Origin of the sequence: Candidatus Methylolitoribacter marinus (assembly GCF_051853155.1) — a bacterium.
Taxonomy (GTDB): Bacteria; Pseudomonadota; Gammaproteobacteria; order Burkholderiales; family Methylophilaceae; genus BACL14.
In genome coordinates this window covers 813,486-828,651 of the sequence record NZ_CP124221.1, presented here as the reverse complement: position 1 = coordinate 828,651, position 15,166 = coordinate 813,486, and the positions used below count along the sequence as shown (strand labels likewise).

Sequence of the window (15,166 nt, the reverse complement as noted above, 5' to 3'; positions counted from 1 at the left end):
TTAAAATATATGCAATTTATAACTTCTAAAGATAATATCCGCTTAAAGCAGTTAAGAAAAATTCAATTGAATAGGTCATATAGGCAGGAAAATAATTTGACAATTATTGAGGGACCGCATTTAGTAGAAGCTTATCTTGATGGAAAAAATGATTTTTTAGCATTATTTTGTTCCGAATCATTTAATAAAAATTGGCCCGAATATTATAAAGAGGAATGGCAAGAGAAAATTTATATCCTGCCCGATAATTTTTTTAATAATATATCTGAATTAAAAACACCAACTGGAATTCTGGCGTTAATTGAGATTCCTGAATGTGCTGCATACCCAAATCATTTTGATGATGGTATGTATCTTTTTTTGGATAGGGTACAGGATCCAGGAAATCTTGGAACCATCTTAAGAACCTCACAGGCCCTAGGACATAAAGGAATTTTTTTATCAGAACAATGTGCTGACCCTTGGTCACCCAAAACTCTTAGGGCGAGCCAAGGCTTTCAGTTTCAGCTTCCAATATACCAAAATACTCATATCGATAGCCTTATCTCACATGATTTTTCTTTTGTTGTAGCAGATTTGAATGGACAAAATGTTTTTGATTACAACTTTGCGCTTAAAACAATACTTATTTTAGGAAGTGAAGGGCAAGGAATTTCAACAAACCTTCAAAGTATTAAATATGACAAAATTTCGTTACCGATGATGAATGGTGTGGAGTCGCTTAATGTTGCAGTATCGGCATCAATAATTGGCTACCAATTTTCGAATCAATTTAAGCGCTGATTTTTATTAAAAATAATATCAATCTCTTCTTTAGTAACGGTATATTTTTTATGACAATATTCGCAGACCATCTCGATGCAATCATCTTTTATTGAGGAGTAGATTTCATTTTCTTGGATTAAGCTGATCGTTTTATAAATTTTCTCCTGATTGCATGAACACTCATACTGAACGAAATGTTCCTCAAATATTTGTACATCATTTTGAGTAAAAATATTTTTTAAAAACTGTTCAGGTCCGTCAGATAAAGCATTCGAATTTATAAGATCAATATCATTCCATAGGGACTCTGTAATTACTTTTTGCTCTTCATTTTCATGTGGAAGTTCTTGAAATAAAACGCCAAAACTTTCATTTTTTGTTTGGTGAAAAAATACTTTACTTTTGATCTGCATGGATTGGGTTAGGTAATGCTCAATCATGGCCTTGATCTCACCGGACCCCACTTCGATAATTCCCTGATAGGGTGTTTTTTGATCTTTGTGAATTACAGTTAGAGCCACAATTGCATCTTGAATCAAATCCCGAAAAGATTCATTTGTATGTTCTGATAGTTTGATGGTTCCACGGATTTTAAAATCATTATCAGACTCTGCGATGATTAGTTTCAAGGACTTTTTCCCCTGTATTTGAAGAATTAAACCTCCTTCGAACTTTAGTGTTGCGGCTAGCATAGGACAAACCGTAATGATTTCATTAAATGAGGATGTTAGTTGTTCTGGAATATTTAATGATTTTTTTAACTCACCTAAGCTGTTTTTTATACGAATAATATTGCCTCGAATAGAGGAATTATTAATGATAAATCTGGTAATGAGGTCTGATTTCATGGTCAGATTATACCAATATATATGATTAAATATTTTACTTGTAATGAGAATCATTCTTATTTAGAATGAGAATCATTCTCATTTATGATTTAATTATGAACAAAGGTATACTCATTAAAACTTTCATTATTTCAATGCTTGTCTCATCAACCTTATTTGCCGGCGATCTTGGCCTGCAGAGTATTGACGTGACTGCTCCTATCAGCAAGTATTCGAATTCTTATTCGGTGACTGCAACAAAGACGAATACAAAATTAATTGACCTGCCTCAGTCAGTCAACGTGATTAATCAAGAGCAATTAAAAGATCAGCAGGCCACCAGCCTGGGTCAATCCATAACTTATGCTCCAGGAATAGATCTTGATCAAGGAGAGGGCAATCGTGATGCCTTTATAATTAGAGGAAATAAAACCACGGCAGATATATTTCTAGACGGGGTTAAGGATGATGCAGAATACTATAGAGATCTTTACAATATAGAACGAGTTGATGTTCTCATGGGAGCTAATGGCATCTTGTTCGGCAAGGGTGGTAGTGGTGGTATTGTCAACCGAGTCAGCAAGCAAGCATTATTTGGTGATATTAATAGCTATGCGTTACAGCTTGGAAGTTTTGATTCTAAACGTGCCACATTAGACATCAATAGAAAAATAACAGATCGTTTTGCAGTAAGACTTAATGTTTTGGTAGACAAGGGTGACTCTTTTATAAGTGGAGTCAATTATGAGAAACAAGGCATCAACCCTGTATTTACATTTTTACTTGATGATAAAACAACCATTAAGTTTGGTAGGGAATATTTTCATGACCAGAGGATTGGTTACAGGGGCATCCCATCACAGAATGGGCGACCTTACAATGGGAATCGCGGAACATATTATGGCGCAGCAAGTGCCAGCCCTAACGAGGTCAGTGTGAACTCAACATTCTTTAATATCGAACATAATTTTTCAGACAATGTGATGATCAAGAATACGACGCGATACACCGATTACGATAAATATTATCAAAACGTGTACGCAGGAAGTTCAGTGAGCTCATCTGACACTCTCACTCTAAAGGGATATTACGACAACACACAAAGACAGAATTTCTTTAATCAGACTGATGTGACTTGGAACTTTGAAATGGGAGGTCTTGAGCACACACTCCTCACCGGACTAGAGGTAGGAAGTCAGGATAACAGAAGGTATCGACTTGAAGCAAATCCTGTTGATGTCTCTGTGCACAACCCGGTAAGTTCTGGCTGGAGCTTCAATACCTACGCTCGGGATAAAAAAACCTATATTCGTTATACATCTGTCTATATTCAAGACCAAATCAAAATTAATGACCAGCACCAGTTTGTTTTGGGCTTAAGAAAAGACCATTACGAGACGGACTTTAATAATGTCAAGGATTCAGCGAAATTCAATATCAAAGACAACATGCTGTCCAGCCGAATCGGCTACATCTTTAAGCCCAACGAGAATATATCTTATTATGCTTCTTACAGTAACGCCTACCAGCCAAGGAATGGCGATCAGTTAGATGGTATCAGTAACGATAATGTCAATCAGGATCCTGAAAAATTTGTGAATTATGAGGTAGGGACTAAGATTCAATTTCATGAGCGACTGTTTGGTACATTTGCTCTCTACCAATTAGAGCGAGAGAGGATGCAAATAACTGACCCTGATGATGTCACCAAAAAAATAATTGTTGATGGTCAAAGATCAAGAGGGTTGGAGTTTACGTTGAATGGAAATTTAACCGATCGATATTCTGTACTGGCTGGTTATAACTATGTCAATGCAGAAATCACAAAAGATCAGGGTGTTGGCTCAAGTGCTATCTCTGAGGGTACGCGTCTCGGTAATGTGGCTAGTCATAATTTTTCAATATGGAATAAGTATGAATTTAATTCCACGTGGTCTGCTGCAATTGGAATGATCGGACGGGGTGAGATGTATGCGGCCACGCCAACGAGCTCCACGAGTGTGACAATTCCTGGCTGGACTAGGATGGATGCTGCAGCTTATGCCAGAATCGATGAAAAGACCAGAGTGCAATTTAATATCGAGAATTTGCTAGACAAGACCTATTACTCTTCAGCTCATAATGTGAATAACATCATGGTGGGCATGCCTCTGAATGCGAAAATAACTTGGATCAGAGACTTTTAATTAAAGGTTGATTTCGGTGGATTTAGGAATGGCCTTAATATCCCAGCTTTCAATCGCATGTTCTAGAATTGATTTATAACTGTTAATATTAGGGTCGATTTTTTGGTTCAGTATTTTTAATATCTTTATTAAAATTTCAGTTCGGTTATCAGGATGGATCTCTTCATCCTGATCACTTTTACTAATTTTTCTTACCCCGTCATACAACACAGGATGATGAAAGTAAGATAATAATGGAAATGAAAAAAGCTCTTGAAGATAGCATTGTTGAAATGTTTGAAAGACAAGGTCTGAGCCTCTTACAACGGTATTTACTTCTTGCAAATAGTCATCAATGACACAACAAAAGACATAGGCAAATTGATTTTTCCCTCTAACTATAAAGTCACTTACGTATGTTTTATCCAATTCAATCAAACCCAAGTTTAGGTCATTAAATGAAAAATTTATTTTTTTCATTTGTATCCGTAATGCTCCTTGGTATAGATTTTTATTTAAACAGCGTCCATCATAAATTGCACCGATGTCGTGTTGAGGCAATGCGCTAATAATTTTCCGGGTACATTCACAAAAATAAGTTTTTTCTTTTGGAATGCGATCTAGATAGTTAATATAGTCATTCAGATGATCAGTCTGATAATAGATCTCATCAGGGTCCAAAAGAAAATCTTTTAAAATTTTTATTATGCTTTCTGAGTGAATTTTTTTTGATCGTTCAGAATCAATATCATCTATTCTTAGTTTCCATAACCCATTGTTATGTTTTGCATCAATGTAACTGGTAATCGCACTCAAAAAAGAGCCAATGTGAAGCTTGCCTGAGGGGCTAGGGGCAAATCGACCAATGTAGAGATTATCACTCACTGTAAGGCTCGATATACCAATCAGTCATGTCTGAACCGATCATGACTAAATTACAGGCAAGTTTTCTGTCGTTAAATGGTGAGGCATAAAAGTAATATTTTCGTTGAATATTAAAAGGGTATTTACTGCCTTGAACGATCGATATCTTTCCACAGTATATTGAATCATCCAAGAACTGAAGATTAAAGTCGGACACTAGTTTTTTTGCATATTTTTTTGCTTTTTCTTGCTTTGCTAAACTGTCAATAAAAAATATTAGACCTGAAATTAATAAAATGAAAAATAATGTATTCAAAATTGCACCAAAATATTACAAAAATGTAATTTAAATGTTTTAATATTGTGCATCTTAGGGATATTAAGATTGTTTAGTTTTTATTTTATCTTATCAATAGGTATTGTTGATCTTTTATTAATTTTTGTAGGTATCAGTAATGGAAAATCTAGTTGATCAAAGTAATGTTTTGTTTGTGCTGTTAGGTGCAATAATGGTTTTGGCAATGCATGCAGGATTTGCTTTTTTAGAGGTAGGCACTGTAAGGGAAAAAAATCAGGTGAATGCTCTCGCTAAAATTATTGCTGACTTTGCAATGTCAACTATCGCCTATTTTTTTATTGGGTACTCTTTAGCGTATGGGTTGAATTTCTTTGACTCCGCAGCAGCTATCTCAGAAAAAAGTGCCTATGAATTAGTTAAATTTTTCTTTTTGCTTACTTTTGCTGCTGCTATACCTGCGATTGTTTCTGGTGGTATTGCTGAGAGGGCCTGTTTTAAACCACAATTAATTGCCTCTTTCGTTATCGTTGGTTTTATTTACCCAACATTTGAGGGGATCGTGTGGAATGGCAATTTTTCTATTCAAGCTATGTTTGAAGCAATTTTTGGTTATGAGTTTCATGACTTTGCAGGCTCTATCGTTGTTCATGGCTTTGGGGGTTGGTTAGCGCTGGCTGCAGTTTTAATTCTTGGTTCTAGATACGGAAGGTATAAAAAGGATGGCTCTTTGGTTGCTTTTCCTCCATCAAGCATACCTTTTCTAGCGCTTGGTTCATGGATACTTACCGTTGGTTGGTTTGGATTCAACGTGATGTCCGCGCAAGAGTTGTCGGGTGCATCAGGACTTGTTGCTGTTAATTCGTTGATGGCTATGGTGGGAGGTACTTTGGCAGCGTTGTTGGTTGGAAAAAATGACCCCGGGTTTTTGTATAACGGTCCTTTAGCTGGGCTTGTTGCTGTCTGTGCAGGTTCTGATTTATTTCACCCTATTGGTGCCCTGATAACGGGAGGTGTTGCAGGTGCATTGTTTGTTGTGACTTTCAACATGACACAAAATAAGTGGAAAATTGATGACGTGCTAGGCGTTTGGCCTCTGCATGGATTGTGTGGCTTATGGGGTGGTGTAGCCGCTGGGATCTTTGGACTTGAGATGTTAGGTGGACTTGGTGGCGTTTCATTTATGGCGCAATTAGTGGGTTCTCTAATCGGCGTTAGTTTTGCTTTTGTTTTTGGATACATTGTTTACAGAGTGATTAACTCGATTAGTAATTTAAGACTTGATCAGGAGTCTGAGTTTAACGGAGCTGATATATCTATTCATAAAATCACTGCTTCACCAGATATCGATCGCTAATCTCATGCTAAAATTTGGTGATGAGAAAGATCTTCACCATAATTCCTGCATCAGGCCTAGGTCAACGTTTTGGCTCGACGATTCCAAAACAGCTATGTCATATCGATGATGAAGTGATTCTTGAAAAAACTCACCGTATTTTTGATATTGAAGTCATTAACAAAATTTATATTGCCGTCAATCAAGTTATTTTAGATTTACTGCTTCCATTACAAAAAAATTTCTGCTCCAAGTCTGAGTTTATTCTGTGCGGCGGGGGCAGTCGATCAGATACAGTAAAAAATGCTCTAAGGATGATTGCTCATGAGGTAGGAGAAGAGGACTGGGTTATAGTACATGATGCTGTAAGACCCTATTTAACAAGCTCACAATTGTCTCATTATATAGATGAAACATTAAAAACAGCCCATGGATCAATTATGGCTATTCCATGTGTGGATACCGTTAAGGAAGTAAATGAGTCCATGCAAATTACCTCTACAGTCGATCGAAATAAAATATGGCTAGCGCATACCCCACAAATGTTTCCATACAATATCCTACTGAAAGCATTAGAGAGTTTTCCAGGAAATCCAACTGATGAATCCCAAGCTCTAGAATATGCAGGATTTAAGCCGGTTGTGATTAAGGGCCCTGTTGATAACAAAAAAATTACCTTTCCAGAAGATTTGTAAAATAATATGAGTAAATTAAAAATTGGACATGGTTTTGATATTCACCCTCTGGTTGAAGGGCGCCCTTGTATTATTGGTGGGGTTCATATTCCGTTTAATAAGGGTTTAAAGGGTCATTCAGATGCAGATGTCCTTTTGCATGCAATATGCGATGCTCTAATCGGAGCTATGGGTTTGGGAGATATTGGGCAACTATTTCCTGATAATGATCAGAAATTTAAAGATATCAACTCAAGAATCCTGCTGCAAGAGGTTTATCTGAAGATGGTGAAAATGAAATATGCAGTATCAAACATCGATGCAACGATCATATGTGAAGCTCCAAAGATTCTGAAGTTTTCCAGTCAAATGAAAGTAAATATTTCAACTGATTTGATGTGCTCTTTGGGTGACATAAATATTAAAGCAAAGACAATGGAAAAATTGGGTGCAATCGGAAGGGGAGAGGGTATTGCAGCAGAAGTTGTTTGCCTTATTAAAACTACTTCTCAAGCAAAGTAAGCAATGCACCTCCGCCACCGTCATGGTTAGGCGCTTGAACAAAACATATTACCTCTTGTTTTTGGATTAACCACTTTTTTACTTTATTTTTCAATACCGGCTCTTTATTTTTTGAGTTGTATCCTTTGCCATGGATTATTCTGATGCAACGAATACCTCTTTGTTTACAGTATGAGATAAATTCTATCAGGGCAAGTTTAGCTTCATCTGAGGTGAGTCCATGCAGGTCAATTGAGTCTTCAACAACCCAGCTACCATTTCTCAACTTTTTTACAATATCAGGAGAGTGATTTTTTTTGATATAGAATAATTCATCCCTTGCTAAAAAATAATCTATTGATTCAAAATTATCACTGATTGAATCAACTAGTACTTTTTTCTCATCTTCTATAAACTTTTTAGCAATAGGTTTTGGTTTCGGGGTCTGACTATAAGTGTCAACCGTATCTTTTCTTTTTATAGGTTTTACTTCACCTATTTCTTTCTTGAAAAGATCATTGTCACTCATTATTGCTTAGATACCTTTCTGCATCTAAAGCTGCCATGCAACCTGTACCTGCTGAGGTAATCGCTTGTCTGTAAACATGGTCTTGGACATCACCAGCAGCAAAAATACCTGGAATTGATGTGGCGGTAAAATTACCATTTCTTCCATTATTAGTAATAATGTATCCATTCTCCATTTCCAACTGACCTTCAAAAATATCAGTATTTGGCTTATGCCCGATAGCAATAAATACACCTGATACTTTAATCTCTTCGACATTGCCATTCACAGTATCAATAAGCTTTAATCCCGTCACTCCAGAATCATCTCCCAAGACTTCATCAAGCACCTTAAAAGTTTTAAGGGTTATTTTTCCTTCCTGAACTCTTTTATAAATTTTTTCCATTTCAATTGCTTCAGCTCGAAATTGATCACGCCGATGAATTAGCGTGACATGATTAGCAATGTTGGATAAATAAAGGGCTTCTTCAATTGCTGTATTTCCACCTCCAACTACAGCAACATCCTGGTTCTTATAGAAGAATCCATCACAGGTTGCACATGCTGACACACCCTTGCCCATAAACTTTGATTCTGAATCAAGGCCTAAGTATTTAGCTGACGCTCCTGTGCTGATGATTACTGAATCTGCTGTGTATGTGTCATTATCACCAAATAATTTGAACGGTTTATTTTTAAAATCAACTGAATTGATTTGATCAAAAATTATTTCAGTATTGAATCTTTTTGCATGCTCTTCAAATCGTGACATAAGATCTGGCCCTAATACGCCGTTGGAATCTGCAGGCCAGTTGTCAACGTCTGTTGTTGTCATCAGTTGTCCGCCTTGTTGGATTCCTGTAATAAGGACTGGTTTCAAATTTGCGCGAGCGGCATAAATTGCTGATGTATATCCTGCTGGACCAGAACCTAAAATAATTAATTTTGCATGCATAATGGGACCTAAATTAAATAAGAGTAAGCATTTTAATTGACTAAATTTTTCAGAGCAAATATTTATCAGAATGGTTCCGAAAATTACCCACTAACTGATATAATTTTTTAAACAATCCCAGAACAATTAAATTGATTTTTAATAAAAAAAATAAAAAAAAGCCCAACGACTTACTGAATCAAGCCTTGCTCGAAAAAAAAACAATTGATCGTGTATTAAGAGAGATTGGTTTTTTACTCCTCTTGTTTAGTGGTATATATTTAACTATTGCTTTAGCCACTTATAATCCACTAGACCCATCATGGTCACACACAACTCAGTCTCAAGATAAAATTTTTAATCTTGGCGGCGCATTTGGTGCCTATTTTTCTGACATATTAATTTTCCTCTTTGGTTTATCATCGTGGTGGTTTGTATTTCTTCTTTTTTATTCTATAAATTTAATTTACAAGAGGATTGAAGATACAGAAAATTCTAGAAGAGTATTGTGGATCAACTATCTTGGTTTTGCTGTCTTTCTCTTATCATCCTCAGCTTTAGAGGCTGGGCATGTGATCAGCCTTCAGGCATCCTATGCTTCTATACAAGGTGGCTTGGCAGGTTCATCAATAGATTCTTTGCTAAGAGGAATTTTAGGTTACATAGGATCACTTTTACTTTTAGTGATCAGTCTTGCGTCTGGACTAAGTCTTTTTACTGGCTGGTCATGGTTAACTATAAGTGAAAAAATTGGTGAGATATGTTTACAGCTGATAAATCAAATTATCATTAAGATGAATGATTTTTTTGATAGAAGGGCTGGAAAAAAATTCGAGCAACAAAGAATTGAGTTCGTTGAAAATGAAAGAAAAAAACTTGAAGATCGCAAACCTGTAGAAATATTAATCCCAAAGAATGAAATAAAAGAAAGCACTAGGGTTAAAAAAGAAAAACAAACCACTTTGTTTGAAGAGTTTAGCTCAGACGGAGACTTACCTCCTTTACATTTACTTGATCAACCACCCAAGGAAGTCGATCAGCAATCACCAGAAACAATAGAATTTATTTCACGTTTAATTGAAAAGAAACTATTGGATTTTGGAATCGAGGCAAAAGTTATTTCAGCGCAACCAGGCCCTGTGATTACTCGTTATGAAATCGAACCTTCTGCAGGAGTCAAAGGCAGTCAGGTAACCAATCTTTCCAAAGACTTGGCTAGGTCATTATCTGTAACTAGTGTTCGGGTTGTTGAAACCATTCCTGGAAAAACATACATGGGTCTTGAGATCCCAAACAATAAAAGACAAATTGTTTATCTTTCAGAAATTATGAGCTCTAAAGTGTTTGCTGACACAGCCTCTCTCACTACCATAGCGCTTGGTAAGGACATATCAGGAAAGCCTGTGGTTGCAGACCTTGGAAAAATGCCTCATGTTTTAATAGCCGGTACAACAGGATCTGGTAAGTCTGTCGCGATTAATGCTTTGATACTGAGCTTTTTATACAAAGCTAAAGCAAATGAAGTGAAGTTAATCATGATTGATCCAAAAATGCTTGAGCTGTCTGTATATCAGGATATCCCTCATCTCCTCACTCCAGTAGTGACAGATATGAGAGAAGCTGGTCATGCACTGAATTGGTCGGTCAAAGAAATGGATCGACGATACAGATTAATGGCAGAATTTGGTGTGCGAAATATTTTAGGATTTAATGAAAAGTTAAAACAAGCTTCAGATAATGGGTCTCCACTAACCAACCCGTTTTCCACTGATCCTGAAAATCCTGAGATCCTTGAATCCATGCCACTAATAGTGATTGTGATCGACGAGCTTGCAGATCTTATGATGGTGGTTGGTAAAAAGGCGGAAGAATTTATTGCAAGGATTGCTCAAAAAGCGAGGGCTGCTGGTATCCACTTGGTGCTAGCCACCCAAAGACCATCGGTTGATGTAATTACCGGCTTAATTAAAGCCAACGTTCCTGTTAGGGTGGCATTTCAAGTATCGAGCCGCGTAGATTCGAGAACGATTTTGGATCAAATGGGAGCAGAAAATCTTTTAGGGCAGGGAGATATGCTCTATCTTCCGGCTGGATCAGGATACCCCTCAAGAGTTCATGGAGCATTTGTTTCAGATCAAGAAGTTCATAAAGTGGTAAATTTTCTCAAACAGCAGGGCAAGCCTAACTATGTGGAAGAGATTATTAACTCACAAGATTCCGTGGATTTTACTGCCGGCTCATCCGGCGATATAAATGGAGAAAAAGATCCGCTTTACGACCAGGCAGTTCAATTAGTTATTGAGTCCAAAAAACCATCAATCTCCTATGTACAAAGAAATTTACGTATCGGTTATAATCGTGCGGCAAGGATAATTGAAGACATGGAAAAAGCTGGACTTGTTTCTCCAATGCAAAGCAACGGAAACCGAGAGGTTATCCAGCCAAATCAAGAGTGATTAGATCCCTTACATTCATACTACTTTTTAATTTAAATATTAATTTATTATGGGCCTCGCCTGCAGATGAGTTATCAACTCTTCTTAATAGAGCTAGTGCTTTTTCCGGGCAATTTAGCCAATTGGTATATGACAACAAATCCCAATTAATTGAAGAAGCGAGTGGTGACGTTGTTTTCAAAAAACCTCATTTTTTTAAATGGATTTACCAAGCGCCTCATCAAAATCAAATTATTGGTGATGGAGAGACAGTCTATATTTATGACCCAGACTTATCTCAAGTGATTATGTCTAGGTTCAGTCAATCTAAAAGTAATAACCCTGCTAGTATTTTCTTTCTAAACAATCTTGAGGCGTCTTTTAAGGTGACAAAAATTTTAATTGACGATGAGGTTTGGTATCGTTGTGAATCAAAATCAAAGGATATCGATTATCAATCTATAGAAATATCGTTCAATAAAGACAAGATCAAAGGTATGAAAGTCATTGATGGCCTTCAGAATAAGATCATCATAAATTTTGTTAATATTTCATATAGCACTGATATCGATGAAGCATCATTCCTTTTCAATGTTCCAGACAACGTTGAGGTGATCAAAAATTAAAGAATGAACACCTTATCGCAACCCTTAGCAGAAATCTTAAGACCAAAAACCATTGATGACGTTATTGGTCAAGATCACCTCTTAGGGGATGATTGCCCAATTCGAAATGCTGTGACGTGTAATAAACTCCCTTCAATTATCTTATGGGGACCTCCTGGAGTGGGAAAGACATCCATTGCATTTGCAATAGCTAATTCTGTTAACTGTGAATTTATTTCTTTGTCTGCGGTTTTGTCAGGCGTCAAAGATATTCGGGAGGCAGTCGATAAGGCAAATTTTAATAAAGATCAGAATCAAAAAAAAACAATGCTTTTTATTGATGAGGTCCATAGATTTAATAAAAGTCAACAGGATGCTTTCTTGCCTCATGTTGAAAATGGACTCTTTACATTCATTGGCGCAACAACAGAAAACCCTTCATTTGAAGTTAACTCTGCATTATTAAGTCGTTGCCAGGTGTATATTCTTAACTCATTATCGAATGAGGCATTAAAAAAAATATTAAACAAAGCTTTATCTATACAAGAAAATATAAAGCTTGATGAATCTTCCACTGAGTTTATTATTGATTACGCAAATGGGGATGGAAGAAGATTGCTGAACCTCGTTGAGGTCGTTTATTTTTACTCTAAAGACAAGCCAATAGTAGTTGATATTGATTTAATCAAAAAAATTGCTTCATCTTCCTATAGGCGCTTCGATAAGGGCGGAGAACAATTTTATGATCAAATCTCAGCACTGCATAAATCAGTGCGTGGATCCGATCCTGACGCTTCAATTTACTGGCTGCAAAGAATGCTCGACGGTGGAGCTGATCCGCTATATCTTGCCAGAAGGATAATAAGGATAGCTATAGAAGATATTGGCCTAGCAGACCCTAGGGCCCAAACTATTGCGCTTGAAGCGTGTCAAATATTTGAGAGACTGGGCACACCTGAAGGAGAGCTGGCCCTTACCAATGCTGTTTTATATTTAGCAGCTGCCCCAAAAAGCAATGCTGCCTATCAGGCCCATAATTTGTCTAAAGCATACGTGAGTAGCCATAATAATTATGATGTACCAATTCACCTCAGGAATGCGCCAACAAAATTAATGCAAGAGATTGGTTATGGCAAGGATTATCGTTATGCTCACAATGAACCTCATGCATACGCAGCTGGAGAAAAATATTTCCCTGATGAACTAGATCCGATACAATTCTACATTCCAAATAGCCGTGGGTTAGAAATAAAAATTAATGAGAAGTTAAATTTTCTAAATGATTTAGATAAAAAAAATAAAAATAATGATTGATATTAACTTATTAAGAAACGACATAGAGTCACTAAAGAAAATTTTAAAACATAGAGGGTTTGACCTAGATGTTAATTTTTTCAATTCGCTTGAAGAAGAGAGAAAATACATTCAAATAAAAACACAAGAACTTCAACAAGAAAGAAATGATCTTTCAAAAAAGGTGGGTATATTAAAGTCGCAAGGCAAAGATGCTAGCGTCGTCCTTGAGAAGGTCGCAAACATATCAGCACAATCAAAAGAATTTGAATCACAACTTATATTAATCCAGGAAAAAATAAATACCTTTTTACTCCTCATTCCTAATGTGCCACATGAATCAGTTCCAATAGGTTTTGATGAAACAAATAACAAATTGATAAAAGAGTTTGGCACACTTCCTAAATTTGATTTTGAGGTTAAAGATCATGTTGACTTAGGTGCACCTCTTGGACTAGATTTTGATACAGCTGCTAAAGTTTCGGGTTCGCGTTTTGTTTTTATGAAAAATGATATTGCTAGACTACATCGTGCTATTGGTCAATTCATGATGGATACTCATACCGAAAATCATGGATACACTGAATGCTACACTCCATACTTGGTGACTGGAGATTCTTTATTGGGAACGGGGCAGTTACCAAAGTTTGGGGATGATTTGTTTGTCACTCAGAAGAACGAAGATGAATCTTTATATCTAATTCCAACCTCAGAAGTTTCACTAACAAATACTGTTCGTGATGAAATTATTGATGTAAAACGCTTACCTATTAAGATGACTGCCCATACCCCATGCTTCAGATCCGAGGCAGGTTCATATGGTAAAGATACCAGAGGGATGATTCGTCAACATCAGTTTGATAAAGTCGAGATGGTTCAAATAACCAAGCCAGAATTAAGCTATGAGGCATTAGAAGAGATGCTTTCTCATGCAGAAAATATTTTAAAAGCCCTTGATTTACCATATCGAGTGATGACGCTATCATCTGGTGACATGGGTTTTGGTGCGGCTAAAACTTACGATATTGAAGTTTGGCTTCCATCACAACAACAGTATCGAGAAATTTCTTCAATCTCCAATTGTGAAGATTTTCAAGCAAGAAGGCTAAAAGCTCGATTTAAAAATGATGAGGGTAAGAATACACTTGTCCACACATTGAACGGTTCAGGACTTGCTGTAGGTCGAACGCTTGTGGCCATAATGGAAAATAATCAAACAGCAGACGGCTCTATCAAAATACCATCTGTATTACAACCTTACATGAAAAACAAAACAATAATTTCTATTTAGAGAGCACTTCAATTTGCCCATTATCAACAATAAGGGCACAGTCAGTAATTTCGTAAAAAATGCCAGTTTCAATAACCCCTGGTGTGGTTAATATTTTTTCATGAAGATCTCTTAAGGACATTGCATCAAAAGAGTAATCGAAAATATAATTCCCAGCAGATGAGATGGCATATGCATCTCCGGCTGCATTCTTTCTTAAGCTTCCCTTACCATATTTATCCAGAATTTTTTTACTTAATCTCCAAGTGCTTTTTAAGACCTCAATAGGAATTGGATAATTTTCGCCAATACCAGCAACTTTTTTTGATTGGTCGGCAATAATGATAAATTTATCAGCACTTTGGGCGAGCATCTTCTCTTTTACTAAATCGTAGCCACGTCCTTTTAATACATTTAAATTATTTGTAATTTCGTCTGCTCCATCCACATACAGATCAAGAGTTTCGAGTGTATCGATACCAATCAAATTTAATTTATTTCTTATAGCTTCTATTTCAGATACGGTGGAGCTTGCCACAACCTTTATATTTAATTGTTCATTCTTAATTTTTTTAGCGAGGTGTTTAATAAAAAAATTAGCAGTTGACCCTGTACCTAATCCGATCACAGAATTATCCGTTACATAATCGAGTGCTTTTATAGCAATAATTTCTTTATCTTCCATGTGGATTGA

General features: G+C 36.4%; 15 protein-coding genes. 9 read left to right on the top strand and 6 right to left on the bottom strand.

Annotated elements, in window-relative coordinates; genetic code table 11:
• Positions 1–9 precede the first annotated feature (9 nt).
• Entirely contained in the window at positions 10–783 is a 774-nt protein-coding gene (locus QFA95_RS04375; protein ID WP_486462322.1) for a TrmH family RNA methyltransferase, read from the top strand.
• On the opposite strand, the gene hslO is transcribed toward QFA95_RS04375, so the two are convergent.
• Positions 768–1,613, bottom strand: coding sequence for an Hsp33 family molecular chaperone HslO (gene hslO, locus QFA95_RS04370; protein ID WP_486462321.1), 846 nt, complete (start codon positions 1,611–1,613; stop codon positions 768–770). The two genes, QFA95_RS04375 and hslO, sit on opposite strands and share 16 nt — an antisense overlap.
• Positions 1,614–1,708: 95 nt before the next feature.
• Between hslO and QFA95_RS04365 the strand changes: the two genes are divergently transcribed.
• Positions 1,709–3,778 carry a TonB-dependent receptor gene (locus tag QFA95_RS04365; protein WP_486462320.1) on the top strand — a complete coding sequence of 690 codons (2,070 nt, stop codon included), beginning with the start codon at positions 1,709–1,711 and terminating at the stop codon, positions 3,776–3,778.
• On the opposite strand, the gene QFA95_RS04360 is transcribed toward QFA95_RS04365, so the two are convergent.
• Together QFA95_RS04360 and QFA95_RS04355 are read right to left on the bottom strand one after the other, a co-directional pair.
• Positions 3,779–4,642, bottom strand: coding sequence for a glutamate--tRNA ligase family protein (locus QFA95_RS04360; protein WP_486462319.1), 864 nt, complete (start codon positions 4,640–4,642; stop codon positions 3,779–3,781).
• Positions 4,635–4,937 (bottom strand): DUF3301 domain-containing protein, encoded by a 303-nt coding sequence (locus tag QFA95_RS04355; RefSeq protein ID WP_486462318.1) that lies wholly within the window; start codon positions 4,935–4,937, stop codon positions 4,635–4,637. The genes QFA95_RS04360 and QFA95_RS04355 overlap by 8 nt, the downstream gene beginning before the upstream one ends.
• A gap of 139 nt (positions 4,938–5,076) precedes the next feature.
• Here QFA95_RS04355 and QFA95_RS04350 point away from each other — a divergent pair, with 139 nt between their 5' ends.
• From QFA95_RS04350 to ispF, 3 genes are read left to right on the top strand one after another with little or no spacing between them, the layout of a single operon-like run.
• Positions 5,077–6,273, top strand: a complete 1,197-nt coding sequence (locus QFA95_RS04350) for an ammonium transporter (RefSeq protein ID WP_486462317.1) — start codon at positions 5,077–5,079, stop codon at positions 6,271–6,273.
• 20 nt (positions 6,274–6,293) lie between these two features.
• On the top strand, positions 6,294–6,947 hold the full coding sequence (locus tag QFA95_RS04345) for an IspD/TarI family cytidylyltransferase (protein ID WP_486462316.1): 654 nt from the start codon (positions 6,294–6,296) through the stop codon (positions 6,945–6,947).
• Between the two features lie 6 nt (positions 6,948–6,953).
• The gene (gene ispF / locus QFA95_RS04340) at positions 6,954–7,448 is read left to right on the top strand and encodes a 2-C-methyl-D-erythritol 2,4-cyclodiphosphate synthase (RefSeq protein WP_486462315.1); all 495 of its coding nucleotides are present in this window, start codon (positions 6,954–6,956) and stop codon (positions 7,446–7,448) included.
• Here the strand turns inward: ispF and QFA95_RS04335 are convergent.
• Together QFA95_RS04335 and trxB are read right to left on the bottom strand one after the other, a co-directional pair.
• A complete protein-coding gene (locus tag QFA95_RS04335; RefSeq protein ID WP_486462314.1) occupies positions 7,429–7,956 on the bottom strand; it encodes a Smr/MutS family protein in 528 nt (175 codons plus the stop codon). The genes ispF and QFA95_RS04335 overlap by 20 nt on opposite strands.
• Positions 7,949–8,890 carry a thioredoxin-disulfide reductase gene (trxB, locus tag QFA95_RS04330; protein WP_486462313.1) on the bottom strand — a complete coding sequence of 314 codons (942 nt, stop codon included), beginning with the start codon at positions 8,888–8,890 and terminating at the stop codon, positions 7,949–7,951. The genes QFA95_RS04335 and trxB overlap by 8 nt, the downstream gene beginning before the upstream one ends.
• 131 nt (positions 8,891–9,021) lie before the next feature.
• Here trxB and QFA95_RS04325 point away from each other — a divergent pair, with 131 nt between their 5' ends.
• The 4 genes from QFA95_RS04325 to serS are packed head-to-tail and all read left to right on the top strand — an operon-like array spanning position 9,022 to position 14,493.
• Entirely contained in the window at positions 9,022–11,325 is a 2,304-nt protein-coding gene (locus QFA95_RS04325) for a DNA translocase FtsK (RefSeq protein ID WP_486462312.1), read from the top strand.
• On the top strand, positions 11,322–11,930 hold the full coding sequence (lolA, locus tag QFA95_RS04320) for an outer membrane lipoprotein periplasmic chaperone LolA (protein WP_486462311.1): 609 nt from the start codon (positions 11,322–11,324) through the stop codon (positions 11,928–11,930). The genes QFA95_RS04325 and lolA overlap by 4 nt, the downstream gene beginning before the upstream one ends.
• A 3-nt stretch (positions 11,931–11,933) precedes the next feature.
• Positions 11,934–13,223 (top strand): replication-associated recombination protein A, encoded by a 1,290-nt coding sequence (locus tag QFA95_RS04315; RefSeq protein WP_486462310.1) that lies wholly within the window; start codon positions 11,934–11,936, stop codon positions 13,221–13,223.
• Complete coding sequence (serS, locus tag QFA95_RS04310) at positions 13,216–14,493, top strand: serine--tRNA ligase (RefSeq protein WP_486462309.1); 1,278 nt, start codon at positions 13,216–13,218, stop codon at positions 14,491–14,493. Before QFA95_RS04315 ends, serS begins: the two co-directional genes overlap by 8 nt.
• On the opposite strand, the gene rpiA is transcribed toward serS, so the two are convergent.
• Positions 14,486–15,157: a ribose 5-phosphate isomerase A gene (rpiA, locus tag QFA95_RS04305; RefSeq protein ID WP_486462308.1), complete on the bottom strand. Its 672-nt coding sequence runs from the start codon at positions 15,155–15,157 to the stop codon at positions 14,486–14,488. The genes serS and rpiA overlap by 8 nt on opposite strands.
• Positions 15,158–15,166 lie beyond the last annotated feature (9 nt).